Here is a 20,287-nt window from a genome sequence, read left to right on the forward strand (position 1 = left end):
GTTATTCTCCCAGCAAAGGCGCAAATTTGGCACGCCACACTCGCGCGTTAACATCACCGGTGTGATGCACCAGCACCTTGCCTTCGCCATTGACCAAGAAGGTCTCCGGCGCCCCGGAAACGCCCAGGTCCAAAATAAACTGGCGGTCTAAATCAAGCATATTGAATTGATAAGGGTCGCCGGCACGGGCCAACATATCGCGCACTTCCTGCTGCAACGCCGCTAAGTCAAAGCGGTCGCCGAAGTCCGGATCATAGCCCTGCTCATAGTACAAACCCACTATGGTCACGCCGCGCTCACGCAGCTCGGTTAAATAACCCAGTTCCGCCAGACAGGTTGGACACCAGGTGCCCCAGACGTTGATTAAATAGGTTTGTCCAGCCATATCGGCATTGGTCCAACGCTTTTGCGGCGTCATCAAATCAGGCAAGTCAAACGCCGGCAGCGCCTGATTCACACGGCCGCTTTGCAGCTCGCGCGGATCTGAGAACAAGCCTTTTAACAGAAAGACGCACAGCAGCAAAAACACCGCCAGTGGCGTCAATACCAACCACTTTTTATTCATGCCTGTGCCTCCTTGGGATTACGACGACGGTAACGGCGATCAAATAAGACGATAAAGCCGGCCAGGGCAATTAAAATACCGCCGAGCCACATCACCCGTACAAAAGGTTTATGATAAATACGCAATGACCAGGCACCGCCGGTGAGCTGCTCGCCCAGTGCCAGATAAAGATCTCGGCTCAGGCCGGCATCCACTGCGGCTTCGGTCATAAACTGCATGCCGATATCGTAGCGGCGCTTCTCCGCGTGCAGCACTGTTTCCTGTTCACCGTCTTTAAATACGGTGACCACCCCGGCATGGCCGGTGTAGTTTGGTCCGCGTATCACCTTGACGCCATCAAAGCGGAAATCATAGCCGCCCAAGGCCACCTGCTCGCCGGGCACAACGCGCACATCACGCTCCGTTGAATAGGCCGAGGTCAGGGCCACGGACATAATCACCAAGGCCAAACCGATATGACCCAGCAGCATCGCCCAATAGCTCAAGCCCAAACGCTTAATCGATTGTGCCTGAGCGGTTTTCTGCAGCAGATCTTGAGCGCTCATCACCACAATCCACAGCGCTAACGCGGTGGCCATAAAGGTAATGGCGCTGACCTTGGCGAAGCTGCTAAACAACCAGGCCGCGGTAAGTACCAAGGCAATGATCACGCCCAGACCGTATTTACCCGCCACCTGCTTCAGCTTGTTTTGCTTCCAGCGCAGCAGCGGCGCCGCACCCAGCAATAAGGCAAAGGGCACGATCAAATAGGTAAACATCTGATTGAAGAAGGGTTCGCCGATAGAAATCGAGCCCAGACCCAGCTCCTTGTGGATCATCGGCAATAGCGTACCCAGTAGAACGATCAGCGTTGCTACCACCAGGAGAATATTATTCAGCCACAGCGCTACCTCACGAGAAAACAGGCTATAGCGACCTTCACTCGATACATGGCCTGCGCGCAGGGCATAAAGCGTTAACCCGCCACCCACGACTATGGCCAGGAAGGCAAGGATAAACATGCCGCGATCCGGGTCCGAGGCAAAAGCGTGTACCGAAACAATAATGCCCGAGCGCACGATAAAGGTACCCAATAGACTCAATGAGAAAGCGGCAATGGCCAACAGCACGGTCCAGGATTTAAAGATCCCGCGTTTTTCCGTCACCGCTAGGGAGTGCAGCAGTGCCGTGGCTACCAGCCAAGGCATCAGGGAAGCGTTTTCCACCGGATCCCAGAACCACCAGCCACCCCAGCCAAGTTCCGCATAGGCCCACCAACTACCGATGGTGATACCCAGGGTTAAAAAGCCCCACGCCGCCATGGTCCAGGGGCGCGACCATTTGGCCCAAAGGTTATCCAACTGGCCGGTAAGCAGTGCGGCAATGGCAAAGGCAAAGGAAACAGACAAACCCACATAGCCCATATACAAAAGCGGCGGGTGAATGATCATGCCCGGGTCTTGCAGTAACGGGTTCAGGTCACGTCCTTCCACCGGATAATAAGGCAACAGGCGGTCAAACGGGCTCGACATCAACAGGGTGTAAAGCATAAAGCCCACGGCCAAAAAGCCCAGCACGCCAAGCACGCGGGCGCGCAATGGCCAAGGCAGTGATTTGGACATCAGCGCCACCGCCGCAGTCCAGCCGGCCTGCATCACCAGCCACAGAAGAATGGCTCCTTCGTGGCCGCCCCAGGTCGAGGTGATCTTGTAATACCAAGGTAAGGTACTACTTGAGTGGTGGGCCACATAGGCCACGGTGAAGTCGTCGGTCAGACTGGCGTAAATCAGCGCCGCAAATGAAAGCAGCACAAAGATAAACTGGCCCACCGCCAATGACGGCGCCGCGCGCATCAGGCGTAAATTGCCTGTGTGCGCGCCCCACATGGGAAAAATAAACAACAGCACACAGAGCACCATTGCCAGGGTTAATGAAAAATAACCGAGCTCTGGGATCATAACTTAGTAGCCGTTGTTGTTATAAGTTGGTTTCTGGTGCTTTATACCCTTCACCGCTTCGGCGACTTCTTCGGGCATATATTCTTCATCGTGCTTCGCCAGCACTTCGAATGCCTCGATCACATCGCTTTCAATCAGGGTGCCCTGTGCCACTATGCCCTGCCCCTCACGGAACAGATCAGGCAAAATGCCTTTATAGCGAATGGTTACCATGGGGCCACTATCGATCAGCTTAAACTCAACGAATAGCGAGTTTTCATCACGCTTGACCGAGCCCGGTACCACCATGCCGCCGATACGCAGCTTTTGTCCCACACTAGGCTTTTCAAGCTCAGGACCTTTACCGTTGATCAACTCGCTCGGGGTATAGAAGAGGTTAATGTTTTCTTGCAGTGCGTACAAAGTCAGGCCCACGGCGCTGGATAGGCCGAATAACAAAGCAATAATGGTTAATAGGCGTTTTTTACGTCTTGGGTTCATGACTGCGACTCCTGCTGCTTAGCCTGCTTGGCTTTTTCAATACGTTGCTCTCGGGCTGTTTGTGCCGATACCTGCTGTAATAATTTACGTTTCTCTTGAACCGAGCTTACCACCAGGGCGATAAGAATTAACGCACAGCTGCCGAACGATAACCATACATAAAAGGCGTAGCCGCCCATGGCGAAAAATTCTGAAAGACTGTCAAACTGCATCTTATTTGCCTCCCGCCAGGGCTTTCACCCAGGGGCGATGTTGTTCGCTTTTTAGGATTTCTGTTTTCAGGCGAATTAGCGTCACCGCACCTAGGAAGCCGGCAAAACCAAGGATATTAATCATCAAGGGCCAGAACATGCTAGGGTCAATGGCCGAGGTATCGAATTTGGTGATGGTGGCGCCCTGATGCAGGGTATTCCACCACTCTACCGAGAAATGAATAATCGGCAGATTAACCACGCCAACCAAAGCAAGAATAGACGCCGCCTTACCCCCGGCGCGCTTATCTTCAAAGGCATGATAAAGAGACATCACACCCAGGTATAAAAACAACAGAATCAACTCTGAGGTCAAACGGGCATCCCACACCCACCAGGCACCCCACATGGGTTTACCCCAGGCGGCACCGGTCAACAGCGCAATCACAGTCATGGCCGCGCCTACCGGCGCAATGGCAATCACCGCCAGCTGGGCATTGCGAATTTGCCACACCAGGGCCACCAAGGCAGCAATGGCCATGGACGAATACGCCCCCATGGACCAAATAGCCGACGGCACATGGATAAAGATGATGCGATAGCTGTCTTTTTGTTGGTAGTCAGCAGGCGCAAAGGCCAGCCCCCATACCCAACCCACCAGGATGCCAAGCACGGCAACCACGGCAAAATAGGGTAGCAGGGTGTTACACAACTGATAGGCTCTTTCGGCCTTAGCGTAGGGATGTAACCACTTCCACATTAGTTAATACTCACTTTCAATGCTGATGAAACGGCAATAGGCGCAAGCACGATAGCGACCGCTAAAAATGCGCCTAAAATCGCAAGCTGGCCGCCATAAGCCAGGGACATACTGGCGGTATCGATGGCGGAGGTCGCGAAAATTAATACGGGTATATAGAGCGGCAGGACCAAAAGACTTAATAGTACCCCACCCTTTTGCAGGCCCACGGTAAGCCCGGCACCAATGGCGCCAATCAAGCTCAGCAGCGGCGTGCCGATCAGCAGGGTCAGCATCATGGCGCTCAGAGCCTGCGATTGTAAATTCATCAAAAGCGCAAACAAGGGCGCTAAAATAACCATGGGTAACCCCGTGACCGTCCAGTGCGCCGCCACCTTAGCAGAGACGCTCAACGACAGCGGGAAAGGCGACAACATCAGTTGTTCCAAGGTGCCATCGAGGTAATCGTCGCGAAAGAGCTTGTCTAAACCCAACATGGTCGCCAGTAAGGCTGCCACCCAAATAATACCCGGGGCCATGCGCGCCAGTAGATTGGGTTCCGGACCGATGCCCAGCGGAAACAAGGTGATAACGATTAAAAAGAACAATAACGGATTGATAATGTCACTACGCTGGCGAAACGCCAGACGAACATCTTTTTTATACACACTGGCCCACACGTGCCAATAAGAATGATTCTGTGCTATCAAATGCGATACTCCAGCTGCAACTTGATAAGCTTATCAAAGTGCGTGGTGAGGTCCTGGTGGCTGGTTAGCAAAATTGCCCCGCCAGTGGCCAGATGCTCGGCAAAACGCTGCTGCAGCAGTTGCACACCTTTTTTGTCCACCGCGGTGAAGGGCTCATCCAACAACCACAGGGGGGCGCGATTTAACCATAAACGCGCCAGGGCCACACGGCGCTGCTGCCCGGCAGAAAGCTGACGCACCGGCACATCTTCAAGACCAACCAGACCCAGGTCGGCAAGCACCTCGTAGAGATCTAAGCCGCTTTCGAGACCATGGGTATTAAGCCAAAACTGACAATTTTCTAAAGCATTAAGCTGAGTGTTCACGCCGGTTTTATGACCGATAAACAGCACATTCTCGGCGTACTCGTCATAATTACGACCAATACACTGCTGGTTAAATTTTACTTGCCCCTGCATAGGCTCGGCGAAGCCCGCTAAAATACGTAATAGCGAGGTTTTTCCGGCCCCGTTAGGGCCTTCTAACTGCATGATCTCGCCCGACTTTAGGTTAAAACTCAGGTCTTCGAACAAACATCGCTCTTGCTTTATACAAGTGACTGCGTCAACGTGTAGCACAAACAGGCATTCTCAATGCTTAAAATTGGGCGATAGTCTACCATAATGCTAAGCTAATGCGAAAAATTGCAGGCAAAACTTTGATCTCGTGCAGGGGGAAATATGTCGGGTCCATTTGCCCCTTTAACTAACCAGGCTTCGGCGCTGGAAATAAATGTCTCGAGCTCGGCTAAACCGCAGCCGCCACTACCCCAAGAGCAGCCCTTGGCGGCCCGCAATATTCGCATTGAACACCAGCAAATAAGCATGGAAGTACGTGCTTCGGGGCGACTGCAGGGGCGACCGCAGGGGCAATGGCAAAGTGTTACGTTGACACTCAATCCCCCGGCAACCCAGCTGGCGGGCTTGCGCCTAGAAAGCGCCGAAATCCGCCTGGGTGTCAATGGACAGCTACAGCTACGCCCGAGCGAGATCAACCTTAATGTCGAAAAAGCCCAGTTGCTGTACCACCTGATTTCGGCCTTGGCGGCGCCGAAAAATTCAGGGAATACGGTGCAGACACTACAATTAGCCGCCTATCTGGATAATCAGGGTCGTATCCAACTACCGCAATTGGCGGCCAGCCTGCAAATTAATAACGCTGCCCTGGCCTTGCTCGGCGAGGGCACACAAGCACTGGCGGTGGAGCTTAGTCTGATGCAAGGGCAATCACGGATACAGGCACACCTATTGCTAAATAATCAAACCCGATTGCCCCTCCCCTTAGCCGATAATAAACTGATGCAATGGCTGGTCAACAGCGCGCCGAGACTGGAATTAACCCCGCATACAAGCGCGCCTGGCAGCCCGACGGCCCAGTCGCTGGCGCAGCTGTTACTGACGCTTGCCCATGGCCAGCAAACGGCTTTGACCCAAGTGGTGCTGCGCCAAGGCGAAGTCGCTTTACTGCTGGGACAACCCCAGCCGGTCGTCGCTAAACTGGATAATAGCGGCCAATTGCAACTGCAATTGCAGCCTCCCAGCCTGCGCCTACACACCCAGACCTCGGCGCTCGCTGGTGCTAAGACCCCAATGCCGGACTCGGGTGAGCTAAGGGTAAAAACCATGGCCACCACCGCCGGATCAAATTCCAAAGCAAATACACGCACGGCACAGCTCCTGCCGCAGGTGCTCAGTTGGCAGGGCGCTCTGTATAACAAGCTAATGGGCGCGGCAAAGCAGGCTAACGCCCTCGCACTGCCCCCGACATTGTTGCAAAGCCAGGCCAAAGCCCTGTTAACACCCGTACTGCAGGTTTCGCCAATGCGTCCTCAGGCCGAGCTGAGCCAGATGCAAATACAATCGCAAACATCAATGCCCAGTATACCCAGCCTAGTGCGCCAACATGCGCCTTTGCTGGCACTGATAGTGCAAATGCAAGGACTGGTTAAGGCCAGCATTGACACTCGCCAACCCAGCGCTGACCTATCGCCCGGCTCTCAGCCTCACTCGCAACCTGGTCCAATAGCGAATGGTGGCTACCCGGCAAACATTCAAACGAGCAAAGTGATAGGTGCAAGTGTGGCGCTTGCCCCCCTGCCGTTAACGCAGGCGCTTACCCACAAGCTGCAGCAGTTAGTTACGCCCGGCCAGCAAGTACGCCATCATCTGACGCGACTAGATTCCCATTTAATGCAGGCCCCCAAAGAGATACAACAGCTGGTCAATAAGGCCTTCGCCAGGATGATAGGCGCGGACACCCCAATTACACAAAGCGCGGCGCAAATTCGTGCCCAACTGCAACCCTGGACCCTGCCGCAACCGCAGTGGCAAAGCTCCCTTAGTGCCGAGCTTGATCGGCTTATTACCGCCTTAATTGCGGCCCCTGTGATTGGCGCTCAAGGCGCAACCACGCTGGCTCAGGTTCAGCCGCAGGTTAACAACGGCTTATTGCCCCTGTTACAACTGCTACTGGGTAACGGCGCTAGGGTTTCCGAGCAAGCTGGTCGTGCGGAAAACCTGTTACAGCAGCTGCAAACGCCTGCGGCACAGGCTCTGGTAGATGATCTGGTGCCCTTACAACAGCAAATGACGCCCCAGCTTAGTGCTCATCCCGGCGCCCAGGCTCAGGTCGCTCAGCAAGACAACAATGCCCTGGTACAGCTGCTATTACCAATGCGCTTGCCTGCAGATGTCGGACACAGCGAGCTGACCCTGGGCCGCTATCAGCAAAAGAATAAACAAGGCCAGACGCAAGAGGTGTGGTTTGTGCGCATGCAATTCGATTACGGCAAACTTGGGGAGTTAAGCGTACAGGCCCAACTAAACCAGCAAAAGCTCAACTGCGCCCTTAGGGCCAGCTCCCATGCCCTCAGTGAATTGGCACAACAACATAGTGAAGACTTACGGCGTAACCTGCAACAGCATGGCTTGTCCGTGCCCGCCATCGAGGTACAGCAAGTCAGCGAGCAGCAGGCGCGACAGTGGCAACAATTTTATCGTCGCCACAGCATAGTTAATCTCAAGGTGTAACGATGAATAATAACCAGCAACGCAGTGCCATAGGCCTGCTTTATCAAGAAGGCAGCGCGCCTCATGTCAGCGCCAAAGGTTTTGGCGAGTTGGCGCAGCAGATCATTGAGGCCGCGGAGCAACAGGGGATTTTAATTCATCAGGATAAAGAGCTGGCCAACGCTTTAGCGGCCTTGCAACAAGGGCAGGAGATCCCGCCTGAGCTCTATTATGTGATAGCCGAGCTTATCGCCTTTTCCTACGTATTACGGGGAAAATATCCGCCGGGGTGGCAAAACTTTAGCAATAAGCTCAATATCAAAGCCTAATTTTTTTGATGCAGAGAGAAAAGCAGTTCCGCTTCCGCCAGCGGTAGTTCACATTCGCGCATCACCTCCTCGAGGGGGGCGCCTAATTCGATCATTTTCACCGCCCGCGAATAAAGCTTTGCCTGGGGATCCGCTTCTTTAAAACTGTGTTGTTGCTGCGCCAGTTCCTCGGTGCGGCCTTGCAGATGCTGGACATGACTGGCAATGTTTTCGACCGCGGTGCGTACCTCGGCAATTTCGGCGCGCAGGATTTGGTTTTGTTCTTGCCCCTGCTGTGCTTGTGTCAATTGCGACAGCATACGCTGATGACTGGCATGCAGGCGAGCCAAACGCAGCCACAAGATCACCACAAAAACAGCCAGCAGCAACAGCACGCTGGCGCCTATCAGCATAGAGGTAGTTAGTTCATTCATTGCTTAAAGGTTACTCAGCTCGTCCCACTCGTCATCGTTGAGTAGTTTATTCAAATCAACCAAAATCAATAACTCGCCGTCGCGGTTAGAAACCCCTTGAATAAACTTGGCGCTTTCATCGGTGCCGACATTTGGTGCGCTATCGATGTCGGAGCTGCGTAGATACACTACTTCGGCGACCGAGTCGACCAGGATACCTATCACCTGTTTTTCCGCTTCGATAATCACGATCCGTGATTGGTCGGTCACCTCTGCATCGGCTAACCCGAAACGGGCGCGGGTATCGATCACGGTCACCACATTACCGCGCAGATTAATGATCCCAAGCACATAATTAGGCGCGCCAGGAACAGGAGCAATATCAGTATAACGCAGCACTTCTTGCACCTGCATTACGTTAATACCATAGGTTTCCTCCTGCAGACGGAAGGTCACCCACTGCAACACCTCATCACTACTGTCGACATCATGTGCTGAGACTTGTCTCTGTTCGCTCATACTTGGCTCCATTTAAAATTGGCCGCAATAACCGCGGCCAAACTGGCATGTTTATTTGATACTTTATTGCGCCTGACTATCCAGCCCCTGCTCAAGCAGCAACTGTAAGTTTTCGACGTCGATTAAAGCACACATTTTTTCTTTTATCACACCGGCCAGCCAGGGTCGTTTGCCATGACTTTGCCGCCATTTTACGTCTTCGCTTTTCAGCGTCACGTTGTTGATCAGGGTTTCAGCGCTCAGTCCCCACTGGGATTCTCCGAGCATAATCACGTACTTGTAGTTTAATGCCTGTTGTAATTGTTTGTCATACTTTTCTGGCATCACCCACAGGGCGGTATCGACTACATTAATTTTTTCATCGCGGTTAAGCATCACGCCGCTAAACCACCCGGGCTTACCGAATAACTGATTCAGCTCGGTGCGCTGATGAATGCCACCGAGGGATTTCAGCGGCACCGCCAGGGTTAAACCGGCCACCTCGAACAGCAAGGCCTGAAACTCGCCCTGCATATACTGCTCGCGCGCCGCCAGAGGCGCCCGCAACTGTGTTTGCTCTGTTTCGAGTGACTCGGCCTCGGCCGTGCATTGGGACGCAGCCGCTTCGACGACCTGGCTCTGTGCCGTAACCATGGGCCTTGTCACGGGTTCGGCCGATACCTCAGGCAAGAGAGCCGCTGGGTTGGCTAGCCCTGGCTCTGGGGCTGGCGTCAACTCTTGTGGCCGCGGTTGCACCCGAGGTCGCACCCGCGGTCGCACCCGCGATTGCACGTCAGGGCTAGGCTGTGACCTTAGCTCCACCTGTGCCAATAGCCGCTCTACCGCATTCATGGCCAACTCTTCTTGCGCCATTGGCGACAAAGGATTCTTAACCGACGCCAGGCTGGGTGAAGGCGTTGGCCTTGCTTGAGGCTGCGGCTCTTCTTGCAATAGGGCGTCGAGATATTGGCGCATGACCTTGTCGTTTACACCGCTCATTATTGCCCTTCCCGCTGTTGCAGATAGTCCAGCAGATGACGATAGGCCTGTACGCCTCTTGCCTTGCTGTAATGCGCGCTTGGCACCTGTTGCGCCAAGCTGGCATCGCGGAATTTAGTGTCTATGGGGATCACCCCGGGCCACACATTGTCTTTGTAGGTGGCCTGCAGCTGTTTGTAGGCCGCCAGGGATGCCTTGGTGCGCTTATCAAACATGGTCGCGACCACGGTATACTGGTAGGCCGTGCCGGGAGCTTCGCCACCCCCCCTAGGGGTCGCACTCATTTGCATCAGCTCCATGGTGCGCATCATGCGGTCCAGGCCTTTTAACGCCAAAAACTCGGTTTGCACCGGAATTAATACATGGTCGCTGGCGGCCAGGGCATTAACCATCAAGACCCCAAGCACCGGGGGACAATCTAAAATGGCGTAATCGTAGTCGTCACTGATCTTCGCCAGCACTTTTTTGAGAATAAGCCCCATGCCGCTTTGTGTGCCCATGCTTCTATCCAGGGTGGCAATGGCCATGGTCGCCGGTAAGATATCGATATTCTCCACGGACGACGGGCACAAGGCCTGCAGGATTTCTTCTCGTTGCATCTCCTTGCCACGGGAAAAGACATCATAGGCGCTGACTTCGATGCGCTCCGAATCGATACCGAAATAATAGGTCAAAGAGGCGTGCGGATCGGTGTCAATAAGCAGCACGCGCTTGCCCTGCTCCGCCAACAGCCCGGCCAGAGCCACCGAGGTGGTGGTTTTACCTACGCCGCCTTTTTGGTTTGCTACTGTCCAAACTTTCATTGCCCGTTATCCTCGTTACGCGTGGTAATGCGAATGCCGCCATGGGGAAGGCGAATGATCTTAATGGTCTTGTCCTGCCCCGGTCTATGTACTTCCTGCGGTTGCGGCTTCTCACTGGGCTCAACTGACGGTAAGCCATTTGGTAAGCCATCAGGTAAGCCATTTGGTGTATCTGTCGGCGCAATTTTCGGTGTCGGCAAGGCGTATTTTGAGATGGCGATCACCACCTTGCGATTTTGCGCCCGCCCTTGGGCACTGTTGTTATCGGCAAAGGGGCTGTATTGCCCATAGCCCTCAAGGGCCATGCGCTCGGGAATTATCTGCTCCTGCTGCAACTGCTTGACCACCGCCGCGGCACGGGCCGCCGAAAGCTGCCAGTTGGAACTGAATAACTCGTTATTGATAGCCAGATCGTCTGTATAACCGCGAATACGCAGGTAATTACGCTGTAACGCTAAGACCTTGGCTATACGGGCTATCACCGCCTCAGCTTGATGAGTGACGGTGGCGCTGGCGCTGGCAAAGACCATGGCGGAATTCATTTCTATGGTAAGCCAGTCGTTATCAAGCTGTAATTGCGCATCGCCCTGACGTATCTCTTCAAGCAAGGTGTTGGTGAGTTCATCGACAAGGCGCTCCAGCGGCTCACCAAGTTGCTGCTTGGGCAACTGAGTCACATCACCGTGCTCGGGTAAAAGGTGTTGGCTCGCCTGACGCTCCGCTTGCAGACTTTGACCGTACAAGAGCGCCTCATTGGCTGGCAGCGGTTGGGTCAGTAAGCCCTCGGCGGCAGCACCGGTTCCATCACTGGCGGGCGCATTGGTGGCCTTGGTGAAGATCTGCTCCAGGGATTGCGAAAACACCGCAAACTGCTCGTCTTTATGATTGATGGCTATGGCGTACAGCACCACAAACAGGGCAAACATAATGGTCATATAGTCGGCATACGATACCAACCATCTATGGGTATGTTGCGATGCTTTAGCTTGGGCTCGACGGTGGCGCAGACGCATAAGGCTAATATCCTGAACTTACATGACGCTCGGCGATATAGGCCTCTAGCTTTAACTCGATGTTGGCCGGCGTTTCCCCAGCCTGCATGGCCACGATGCCCTCGGCGATAAGTTCGTGATAGAGCATCTTTTCTTCAATCACCTGCTTAAGCTTGTTGGCAACCGGTAATAACAGCAGGTTGGCAAAACCCACGCCGTAAATGGTGGCCAAAAACGCGGTGGCCACACCGGCGCCAAGTAACTGTGGCTCGGTGATATAGGCCATGGCCTGGATCAAGCCCAGCACGGCGCCAAGAATCCCTATGGTCGGGGCATAGCCACCCATAGCCTCATACACTCTGGCGGCATCAAGCAGGCGCTCGCGCTCCAGGGTCAGCTCAATATCCAGGGTATCGCGCAAGCGCTGTTCCTGGGAGCCATCGATCAGCAGGCTTAAGCCCTTAGCGGCATAGGGGTCTTCGGTTGTCAGGGCATATTCTTCCAACGCCAAATAGCCTTTTTGCCTGGCGGTGCTGGTCCATTCCTTAACCTGCTCGATACCCGCTTCCACATCGTAGCGTGGCGGCGTAAACACCCATTTAAAGATTTCCAATGCCTTTTTAAATATGGGTAGCTGAGACTGCAGCATCACCGCACCCAGCGTGCCGCCGATGACAATGATCAACGCTGGCATATTGATAAGTGCACTGACCACACCGCCCTCCAGGCTGTAACCCAGAGTAATGGCGCCAAGAGCGACGATTAAACCAACTAGAGAAAGCTTATCCACGCCCCACCTCCTTGATGAGATGACTGGCAACGTCGTCAAGGGCCAACTGGTGATCATGCAAACCGGGACTGACTATGGCCTGCGGCATACCATACACCACACAGGATTGCTCGTCCTGAGCCCAAATCCTGGCACCGTATTGCTTTAACATGCGCGCCCCTTCGCGACCATCGGCGCCCATACCGGTCAGAACTATGGCCAACACATCGCCGCCAAACTGTTTGGCACTGCTGGCAAAGGTGACATCGACGCTGGGCTTATAGGTAATTCTGGGGTTGTCATCGGTAAACACCTTGAGCTTTGGCAAGGTGGCGCGGGGGTCAAACATCATTTGCTGGCCACCTGGAGCCAAATAGGCGGTACCGGGTTTTAAAATGTCGCCCTGCTCAGCCTCTTTCACTTCTATTTTACAGAGGTTGTTTAAACGCTGAGCAAAGGCTGGAGTAAAGGCCGACGGCATATGCTGCACCAATAAAATAGGCAGCGCAAAATCGCGGGGTAACTGGGTTAAAATGCTTTGCAGCGCAACCGGGCCACCGGTTGAGGTACCGATCACCACCAAGCGATAACTTTTGCCCGACGCCCGATAGCTAGCAGGGCGAGGACCTGGGCTTACTTCGCTATGTACCTTGGGCTGGCTTGTTAATACCGACGCCGGACGTGCACCACTTAAGGCCGTAGGCACCGGTGCGGGCGCAGGTGCGGACGCAGACGCAGACGCAGACGCAGGCATTGTAGGCCGGTGCCAACGCATTAAACGACGGCGCCCTAATTCTTTCACCTTACGCTGCAGCACGGCCACGGCTTCATCGTTATTACGAGCGATGTCTTCGAATTTCTTCGGTAAAAAGTCGAGCGCACCGGCATCGAGGGCATCCAAAGTCGCACTCGCCCCTTCTCGGGTCAGGGACGAGAACATCAGTATGGGTGTAGGCGTCTTGGCCATGATCTGCTTTACCGCAGAGATGCCATCCATTACCGGCATTTCCACGTCCATGGTGATCACATCCGGGCGCAGAGCCGCGGCCTTAGTCACCGCATCGGCGCCATTGACGGCGGTGTCTATGACTTCGATATCGCCATCGGCAGCTAGAATCTCGCTGACACGACGGCGAAAGAAACTCGAATCATCAACAATCAGAACTTTTACAGCCATGGGCCACTCACCTAGTTGACGCTGGACCGGCCAGCATAGTGTTTTAACATGCTCGGCACGTCGAGGATGAGGGCTATGCCGCCATCTGAGGTAATGGTCGCTCCGGCCATGCCCGGCGTGCCCTGCAATAAGGCATCAAGAGGTTTAATGACCACTTCTTCCTGTCCTATCAGGGAGTCGACCACAAAGCCCACCTGTTGGGTACCAATTTGCACTATCACCACATGGCCATGAGCCTTGCGCTTGGTGCTATCGGCTCCCTTAACCAGCCAGTGCTCCAAATAAAACAGGGGCAAGGCTTTATCGCGAACGATAATGGTCAACTGACCATCAACCACATTGGTCTTGGTTAAATCGAGGTGGAAAATTTCATTGACCGCCGCCAATGGCAGGGCAAAGGTTTGCTCACCCACCACCACCATCAGGGTCGGCAAAATTGCCAGGGTCAGGGGCACCTTGATGTCTAAGCGGGTACCCACACCCAATTGCGATTCGATATTGATGGTGCCGTTAAGCTGGCTTATCTTGGTTTTCACCACATCCATGCCAACACCGCGGCCGGAAATATCGGAGATTTGTTCCTTGGTGGAAAAGCCCGGCGCAAAAATCAGGTTATAGGCCTCGTTATCACTTAGCGAGCGGCCTGATCGGCATCCAAGACGCCCTTGCTGATAGCGATACTTTTCAACTTTTCGGCGTCCATTCCGGCGCCATCATCTTGAATACTTAAAAGAATATGATCCCCTTCCTGAGAGGCTGAAAGCTTCACCAAGCCGGTACGGGATTTACCCGCCTGCTCACGCACATCGGGCATTTCGATACCGTGGTCGACGGAGTTGCGTACCAAATGTACCAAAGGGTCGGCCAAGGCTTCGACCAGGTTTTTATCGAGATCCGTGTCTTCGCCTTCTAATACCAGGGAGATGTCTTTTTGTAGGCTGCGCGCCAGATCACGTACCACTCGCGGGAAACGGCCAAACACCTTTTTAATCGGCTGCATACGGGTGGCCATGACCGCCCCTTGCAAATCGGCGGTAACCACATCCAGGTTAGAAATGGCTTTACCCATGTCCTCGCTATTGCTGCTATTAGCCAGGGTCAACAGGCGGTTACGTACCAGCACCAGCTCACCGACCATGTTCATGATCTGATCCAAGCGCTTGGTATCGACGCGCACCGTAGTCTCGGCAGCGGGCGCCGCGGCTTTCGCAGCCGGCTTGCCATTTGCATTGCCAACAAGCTGCCCTACTGGCTGGCCAACTGGCTGACTAATGGACTGAGCCTGTGGTTGTTGTGCCGCGTTGGTGGTCGCGCTGCTATCGCTGGCCGGTTGGCTTGGCGTTACTGAATCTGAGGACGCGACCTGTCTTGTGGCGGCTGGCGGGCTTGGCATCGCTGTGGGGCCATTTCCCTTACCATGCAGCTCATCGAGTAAGGCATCGAATTCATCTTCACTGATTTCATCGTCGCCGTCGTCACCAGCGGCCAAAGTCTCACCTTGCGCGGTGTCCGCAGCAAAAGCAGAGACGGGTGCAGCCGCGGGTGCTGCCGCCGAAGGCGAACTAAGCACACCAAAACTGCCGGCGCCGTGCAATTCATCGAGCAAGGCGTCAAATTCATCGTCGGTGATATCTTCATCATCGTCTGCGTTAACGGCTTGGGTTTTGGCACTCTCTGACGTCTCGGCACCCGGGCCTTTACCGACCCCGTGCAGCTCATCGAGCAAGGCATCGAATTCGTCTTCACTGATTTCATCGATAGCCGCTGCGGGCTCATCAATAAAGGACATGGAGGGGTCCTGGTCATCCATGGTCATTGGCGCAGGCTTTGCCGTAGGCGTTGCCGCAGCCTCAACAACGGGTGCAGGTGCAGCAAGCGCTTCACCGGGTCCTTCTGGCTCGCTCAGCTGATGTAAAATAGCTAAAAGTTCGGGGTCGGCGGGCTCGGGTTGCGCACGCAGCTGTATCTGCGCAAACATCTCGTTAATGGTGTCCAATGCTTGCAAGATCACATCCATCAACTCGGCGGTGACACGGCGTTGTCCCTGGCGCAAGATATCGAATACGTTTTCGGCACCGTGACAGGCATCAACCAGCTCATTCATGGCCAGGAAACCGGCACCGCCTTTGACGGTGTGGAAACCACGGAAGATGGCGTTAAGTAGATCCTTATCTTCGGGATTATTTTCCAGCTCCACCAATTGCTCAGACAGCTGTTCTAATATTTCACCCGCTTCAACGAGAAAGTCCTGCAAAATATCTTCATCTACTTCAAAGCTCATGCAACCGCACTCCTGTTAGAATCCCAAACTCGACAATAAATCGTCGACCTCGTCCTGGCTCGACACCACGTCATCACGAGATTCTTTATCAATAATGGGCCCTTCAGGGCCAACACCGTTGACCTTAATGGTCACTTGTTCTTTTTCTAATAAATCGCCTTCCTCACCACCGAACACGGTAAGCAGGTGGATCAAGCTGTCTTCTACTTCGCGAACCAGCTCGATAACGCGGCGGATCACCTGACCGGTCAGGTCCTGATAGTCCTGCGCCAACAGCACATTGTTCAATAAACCGTGCAACTCCAAGGTGCTAGCCTGAGAGCGACCCATAAAGCCATCGAGCTGATGACACAGCTGTTTAAACTCGCCCAACTGCAAGTCTCGGCGCATCAGCTTATCCCAGGAGGGCTTGATCTGATGTAAGTCGGTGGACAAGCGCTCGGCAATAGGCAAGCTGGCTTCCACCGCATCCATGGTTTTATTTGCCGCCTGCTCGGTCATTTCCATCACGTAATTTAGACGCTGTTTGGCATCCGGGATGGCTTCATTGGTCAAGTCGGAAAGACGGGTATCAAGCTGAAAATTCTTCAGTGATTCATGCAATTGACGCGTGAGTTTGCCAACTTCGGCAAACAGCTCGGATTGCTCCTTAGAGGCCGCATCCAAGATCAATTGATCGGCTTTTTCCTGTTCGCCCTGTTCCAAAAACGCGACAAGCTGCTTGGCCTGCTCCAGGGTAATATGAGGTGCAGCGGGCGCTGACATAGACCTCTCCTTTTTCGTTAACCTAAGCGCTCAAACACTTTTTCCAGCTTGGTTTTTAAGGTCGCAGCGGTGAAAGGTTTAACTATGTAACCATTCACACCGGCCTGGGCGGCGGCAATAATTTGCTCTTTCTTGGCCTCGGCGGTCACCATTAATACGGGTAGGTGCTTGAGGCGCTCATCGGCACGAATAGCGCGCAACAGGTCAATACCTTGCATTCCCGGCATGTTCCAATCGGTAACCACAAAATCGAAGTCCTGATTTTGCAGCATAGGCAACGCCGTGCTGCCATCGTCTGCCTCTTGTACATTGGTGAAGCCTAAATCACGCAATAGATTTTTTATGATTCTTCTCATAGTGGAAAAGTCGTCAACCACGAGAATTTTCATGTTCTTATCCAAAGTATCCTCCAGTGAGGTATAAACCCGCTTTACTAACTACTAATTTATCCAGTCACTGATCTTGGCTCTAAGCTTGATCATCGCCTGGCTATGTATCTGGCTCACACGCGACTCGCTGACCTCGAGTATGTGCCCTATTTCTTTTAAATTCATTTCGTCGTTGTAATACAACGACAGTACCAAGGCGTCACGCTCGGGCAACGACTCGATCGCCGCCACCAGGGCGGCATTAAATCGTTCGTTATGCATGCTGGCAAAGGGACGACTAACCTGATCTTGCTCGTCAGCACAGTCGCCGCCGATAACGTCTTCATCAACGCCCAGGTCCTCGATGCCAATCACCTTTGCACAATTCACATCGTTTAAAATCGAATGATATTCCGCAAGAGAAATATCTAGCTTTTCAGCCACTTCCATATCTTTTGGCTCGCGCCCCAAGGCCCGTTCCAAGTCATGAATGGCTTGTGCTATGGCACGACTATGGCGGTGCAATGAGCGAGGAGCCCAGTCACCGCGGCGAATTTCATCCAACATGGCACCACGAATACGAATGCCGGCAAAGGTTTCAAAGCTGGCGCCCTTGCTGCCATCAAAGTTTTTCGAGGCTTCGATTAGTCCAATCATTCCCGATTGAATAAGGTCGTCCAATTGCACGCTGGCCGGTAAACGCGCCAAAAGATGACAGGCGATACGCTTAACTAATGCTGCATGGCGTTCCACCAGAGAACTTAACTGCTGTTGCTGTTGATACCCTGCGACTCTGTTCATAGCCGTGCTAAACCGTCAGCCGCCTACGAGCTTTTCAATAAAGAACTCTAGGTGTCCCGAAGGATGATTCGGCAACGGCCATTGCCAGGCCTTATTGGCCAGGTTCTTCAACGACACCGAGGCCGGTGAATTAGGGAATAAATCGACCACGGCTTTTTGACGGCGTGTGGCTTTACGCATATTTTCGTCATAGGGCACGGTGGCAACCAGTTCCAAGGAGACATCGAGGAAACGGTCGGTGACCTTGGAAAGCTTAGCGAACAGATCTTGGCCCTCGCGCAGGCTACGCACCATATTGGCAACGATTTTAAATTTGTAGACGCCATGCTCGCGACTGAGCACCTTGATCAGGGCATAGGCATCGGTAATGGAGGTGGGTTCATCACAAACCACCACCACCACATCCTGTGAGGCGCGCGAGAAGCTTAAAACCATGTCGGAAATACCCGCAGCGGTATCGACAATCAATACGTCATAGTCACTATCGAGTTCGCTAAAGGCACGAATAAGACCCGCATGCTCGGCGGGGCTCAGTTCAACCATGCTCTGGGCACCGGAAGAGGCGGGAGCGATATGAATACCGGCGGGACCTTCAACAAGAATATCGCGCAGCTGGCACTCTCCATTGAGTACGTGAGAAAGGTTCTTTTCTACCCGCAAACCCAGCATAACGTCGCAATTGGCGAGCCCCAGGTCGGCATCCAGTACCAAAACGCGTTTACCTTGTTGGCCCATAGCAATGGCCATATTCAGGGAAACATTGGTTTTACCCACACCGCCTTTGCCGCCGGTTACGGCGATAACTTTGACGCCTTGACTATTATTCTGATTCATTCTGCGAAGGCCGCTTGCCTGATCCAAGATCGTGTTATTCATACATTCCTACTGCTGGTGACGCTACCGTCTGACGCCCTGCTGGAGCCTGTGTTGCTTGCGCTTTTTGGCGTTTTATAAACAATTGCTCAGCCTTTCTCACCATTTTTTCCGAGTTTGCAACTCGGATATCTTCTGGCACGCGCTGACCGTTAGTAAGATACCCTATTGGCAGGCGATTTTGAATCGCTACACTAATAATCTCACCCAAACTTAGACTTTCATCAAGCTTAGTGAAAATACAGCCACTTAGGTCCACCTTTTGGAAGTGTTTTATGGCTTCTTGCAGCACTTCACGCTGGGCCGTGGCACTGAGCACCAGGTAGCTGCGGATCTCTACCGCGGCACTGCGCATCAGGGTATTTAACTGTTCGCTTAGACGCAGATCGCGCTGGCTCATACCGGCGGTGTCAATTAACACCAGGCGCTTATTGCGTAGCTGAAATAAGGTATCGGCCAATTCGCTGGCATCTTTAACTTGTTTTACCGGACAACCGATAATACGACCATAGGTCGCCAATTGCTCAAAGGCGCCAATACGGTAGGTATCTGTGGTGATCAGGGCCACCTGATCGGCGCCATATTTTTGCGCCCCCAGGGCAGCCAGTTTAGCCACCGTGGTGGTTTTACCGACGCCGGTCGGCCCCACCAAGGCATACACACCGCCATGGCGTAAAATTTCATTACCCGTGGTGTGCATATGCTTATGCGTCATTTCCAGCACGCCCTGCCAGGCTTGCTGACGGGAAACGTCATCGGGCACATAACGCACCAACTGCTCGGCCACCTTGGCATCAATGCCCATGCCTTGCAGACGCTCGATAAAACAGGCGCGGGTCGGGTCTCGACGGGCACGGTCTTGTGATAGCAAGCCCGATACCTGATGTTCCAGCAATTGGCGAATTGCATTCATTTCATCACGCATGGCGGTGATTTCATCCTGCTCGGCCTTGGTGCTCTGAGCAAACTCATCTAAGTCATCGCCGTCCAGATCATCACCTAGGTGTTGAGTGGGCATTCTTAGCTCGGGGCGCTGCGGTTGCACCCGCGGTTGCACCAGCGGTTGCATCCGCGATTGCATCCGCGATTCTGTCACTGCATAGTCATCGGCGTGTTGTGGAGCCGGCTGCTGCACAGGCTGTTGTAAATCGATTCCCGATTGCGAAAACATATCCGCCAGCGCGGCATTTTTCGGCTGGGGATTTTGACGCTCTAACAGGGCTTGCAAGGAGTCGGCCATCGGCGTGCGCTCGCGCTCTTGTTGAGCATCCACTCTGGCACCATGGTTATAAGGTTGCAGTACGCGCGGCTGTGTCGTTGCCTGGCGAGGTTGAGCATTGCTCGGTGCGATAGTACTCGGTGCGATAGTACTCGGTGCGATAGTACTCGGTGCGACAGCACTCGGCTGGGCAGAAGGACGCTCATGATCGATGGCGGCGACGATTTCGACCCCATCGGCGAGCTTTTTATTCGACATGATCACCGCGTCGGCACCAAGTTCGTCCTTTACTTCTTTCAATGCGCTGCGCATGTCTTTAGCAAAAAAGCGTTTAATTTTCATAAGTTCACCC

23 protein-coding genes are annotated in these 20,287 nt (G+C 53.7%); 2 read left to right on the forward strand and 21 right to left on the reverse strand.

Annotated features, from left to right (window positions below; genetic code table 11):
- Position 1: 1 nt before the first annotated feature.
- From C2M29_RS14645 to ccmA, 7 genes are read right to left on the reverse strand one after another with little or no spacing between them, the layout of a single operon-like run.
- Positions 2–565 carry a redoxin family protein gene (locus C2M29_RS14645; protein WP_105190493.1) on the reverse strand — a complete coding sequence of 188 codons (564 nt, stop codon included), beginning with the start codon at positions 563–565 and terminating at the stop codon, positions 2–4.
- On the reverse strand, positions 562–2,502 hold the full coding sequence (locus tag C2M29_RS14650; protein WP_105190494.1) for a heme lyase CcmF/NrfE family subunit: 1,941 nt from the start codon (positions 2,500–2,502) through the stop codon (positions 562–564). The genes C2M29_RS14645 and C2M29_RS14650 overlap by 4 nt, the downstream gene beginning before the upstream one ends.
- A gap of 3 nt (positions 2,503–2,505) precedes the next feature.
- Complete coding sequence (ccmE, locus tag C2M29_RS14655) at positions 2,506–2,982, reverse strand: cytochrome c maturation protein CcmE (RefSeq protein WP_105190495.1); 477 nt, start codon at positions 2,980–2,982, stop codon at positions 2,506–2,508.
- The gene (gene ccmD / locus C2M29_RS14660; protein ID WP_105190496.1) at positions 2,979–3,194 is read right to left on the reverse strand and encodes a heme exporter protein CcmD; all 216 of its coding nucleotides are present in this window, start codon (positions 3,192–3,194) and stop codon (positions 2,979–2,981) included. Before ccmD ends, ccmE begins: the two co-directional genes overlap by 4 nt.
- Before the next feature lies 1 nt (position 3,195).
- Positions 3,196–3,933, reverse strand: coding sequence for a heme ABC transporter permease (locus C2M29_RS14665; protein WP_105190497.1), 738 nt, complete (start codon positions 3,931–3,933; stop codon positions 3,196–3,198).
- Entirely contained in the window at positions 3,933–4,619 is a 687-nt protein-coding gene (ccmB, locus tag C2M29_RS14670; protein ID WP_105190681.1) for a heme exporter protein CcmB, read from the reverse strand. The genes C2M29_RS14665 and ccmB overlap by 1 nt, the downstream gene beginning before the upstream one ends.
- Positions 4,619–5,239: a cytochrome c biogenesis heme-transporting ATPase CcmA gene (ccmA, locus tag C2M29_RS14675; protein WP_105190498.1), complete on the reverse strand. Its 621-nt coding sequence runs from the start codon at positions 5,237–5,239 to the stop codon at positions 4,619–4,621. The genes ccmB and ccmA overlap by 1 nt, the downstream gene beginning before the upstream one ends.
- Before the next feature lie 102 nt (positions 5,240–5,341).
- Between ccmA and fliK the strand changes: the two genes are divergently transcribed.
- Complete coding sequence (gene fliK, locus C2M29_RS14680) at positions 5,342–7,690, forward strand: flagellar hook-length control protein FliK (protein WP_105190499.1); 2,349 nt, start codon at positions 5,342–5,344, stop codon at positions 7,688–7,690.
- Positions 7,691–7,692: 2 nt separating this feature from the next.
- Entirely contained in the window at positions 7,693–7,998 is a 306-nt protein-coding gene (locus tag C2M29_RS14685; protein WP_105190500.1) for an EscU/YscU/HrcU family type III secretion system export apparatus switch protein, read from the forward strand.
- Here C2M29_RS14685 and C2M29_RS14690 read toward each other — a convergent pair.
- From C2M29_RS14690 to flhF, 14 genes are all read right to left on the reverse strand, one after another.
- A complete protein-coding gene (locus tag C2M29_RS14690; RefSeq protein ID WP_105190501.1) occupies positions 7,995–8,411 on the reverse strand; it encodes a DUF2802 domain-containing protein in 417 nt (138 codons plus the stop codon). The two genes, C2M29_RS14685 and C2M29_RS14690, sit on opposite strands and share 4 nt — an antisense overlap.
- 3 nt (positions 8,412–8,414) lie before the next feature.
- A complete protein-coding gene (locus C2M29_RS14695) occupies positions 8,415–8,909 on the reverse strand; it encodes a chemotaxis protein CheW (protein ID WP_105190502.1) in 495 nt (164 codons plus the stop codon).
- 63 nt (positions 8,910–8,972) lie between these two features.
- Positions 8,973–9,887: a chemotaxis protein CheW gene (locus tag C2M29_RS14700; protein WP_233998444.1), complete on the reverse strand. Its 915-nt coding sequence runs from the start codon at positions 9,885–9,887 to the stop codon at positions 8,973–8,975.
- A complete protein-coding gene (locus tag C2M29_RS14705; RefSeq protein WP_105190503.1) occupies positions 9,887–10,690 on the reverse strand; it encodes a ParA family protein in 804 nt (267 codons plus the stop codon). Before C2M29_RS14705 ends, C2M29_RS14700 begins: the two co-directional genes overlap by 1 nt.
- Complete coding sequence (locus tag C2M29_RS14710) at positions 10,687–11,703, reverse strand: OmpA family protein (protein WP_105190504.1); 1,017 nt, start codon at positions 11,701–11,703, stop codon at positions 10,687–10,689. Before C2M29_RS14710 ends, C2M29_RS14705 begins: the two co-directional genes overlap by 4 nt.
- A gap of 4 nt (positions 11,704–11,707) precedes the next feature.
- The gene (locus tag C2M29_RS14715) at positions 11,708–12,472 is read right to left on the reverse strand and encodes a flagellar motor protein (RefSeq protein WP_105190505.1); all 765 of its coding nucleotides are present in this window, start codon (positions 12,470–12,472) and stop codon (positions 11,708–11,710) included.
- Positions 12,465–13,628: a protein-glutamate methylesterase/protein-glutamine glutaminase gene (locus tag C2M29_RS14720; protein ID WP_105190506.1), complete on the reverse strand. Its 1,164-nt coding sequence runs from the start codon at positions 13,626–13,628 to the stop codon at positions 12,465–12,467. Before C2M29_RS14720 ends, C2M29_RS14715 begins: the two co-directional genes overlap by 8 nt.
- An 11-nt stretch (positions 13,629–13,639) precedes the next feature.
- Positions 13,640–14,239, reverse strand: coding sequence for a chemotaxis protein CheA (locus C2M29_RS16895; RefSeq protein ID WP_442792574.1), 600 nt, complete (start codon positions 14,237–14,239; stop codon positions 13,640–13,642).
- Positions 14,240–14,259: 20 nt separating this feature from the next.
- Entirely contained in the window at positions 14,260–15,909 is a 1,650-nt protein-coding gene (locus tag C2M29_RS14725) for a chemotaxis protein CheA (RefSeq protein ID WP_442792568.1), read from the reverse strand.
- Positions 15,910–15,924: 15 nt separating this feature from the next.
- Positions 15,925–16,674 (reverse strand): protein phosphatase CheZ, encoded by a 750-nt coding sequence (locus C2M29_RS14730; RefSeq protein ID WP_105190507.1) that lies wholly within the window; start codon positions 16,672–16,674, stop codon positions 15,925–15,927.
- A 17-nt stretch (positions 16,675–16,691) separates the two neighbouring features.
- The gene (gene cheY / locus C2M29_RS14735; RefSeq protein WP_105190508.1) at positions 16,692–17,075 is read right to left on the reverse strand and encodes a chemotaxis response regulator CheY; all 384 of its coding nucleotides are present in this window, start codon (positions 17,073–17,075) and stop codon (positions 16,692–16,694) included.
- Between the two features lie 39 nt (positions 17,076–17,114).
- Positions 17,115–17,843 carry an RNA polymerase sigma factor FliA gene (locus C2M29_RS14740; protein WP_105190509.1) on the reverse strand — a complete coding sequence of 243 codons (729 nt, stop codon included), beginning with the start codon at positions 17,841–17,843 and terminating at the stop codon, positions 17,115–17,117.
- Positions 17,844–17,858: 15 nt separating this feature from the next.
- Positions 17,859–18,719: a MinD/ParA family protein gene (locus C2M29_RS14745; protein ID WP_105190510.1), complete on the reverse strand. Its 861-nt coding sequence runs from the start codon at positions 18,717–18,719 to the stop codon at positions 17,859–17,861.
- On the reverse strand, positions 18,712–20,277 hold the full coding sequence (flhF, locus tag C2M29_RS14750) for a flagellar biosynthesis protein FlhF (protein ID WP_105190511.1): 1,566 nt from the start codon (positions 20,275–20,277) through the stop codon (positions 18,712–18,714). Before flhF ends, C2M29_RS14745 begins: the two co-directional genes overlap by 8 nt.
- Positions 20,278–20,287: the final 10 nt, after the last annotated feature.

The sequence above is a fragment of the Pseudoalteromonas sp. T1lg48 genome, from assembly GCF_002964785.1.
Taxonomy (GTDB): domain Bacteria; phylum Pseudomonadota; class Gammaproteobacteria; order Enterobacterales; family Alteromonadaceae; genus Pseudoalteromonas.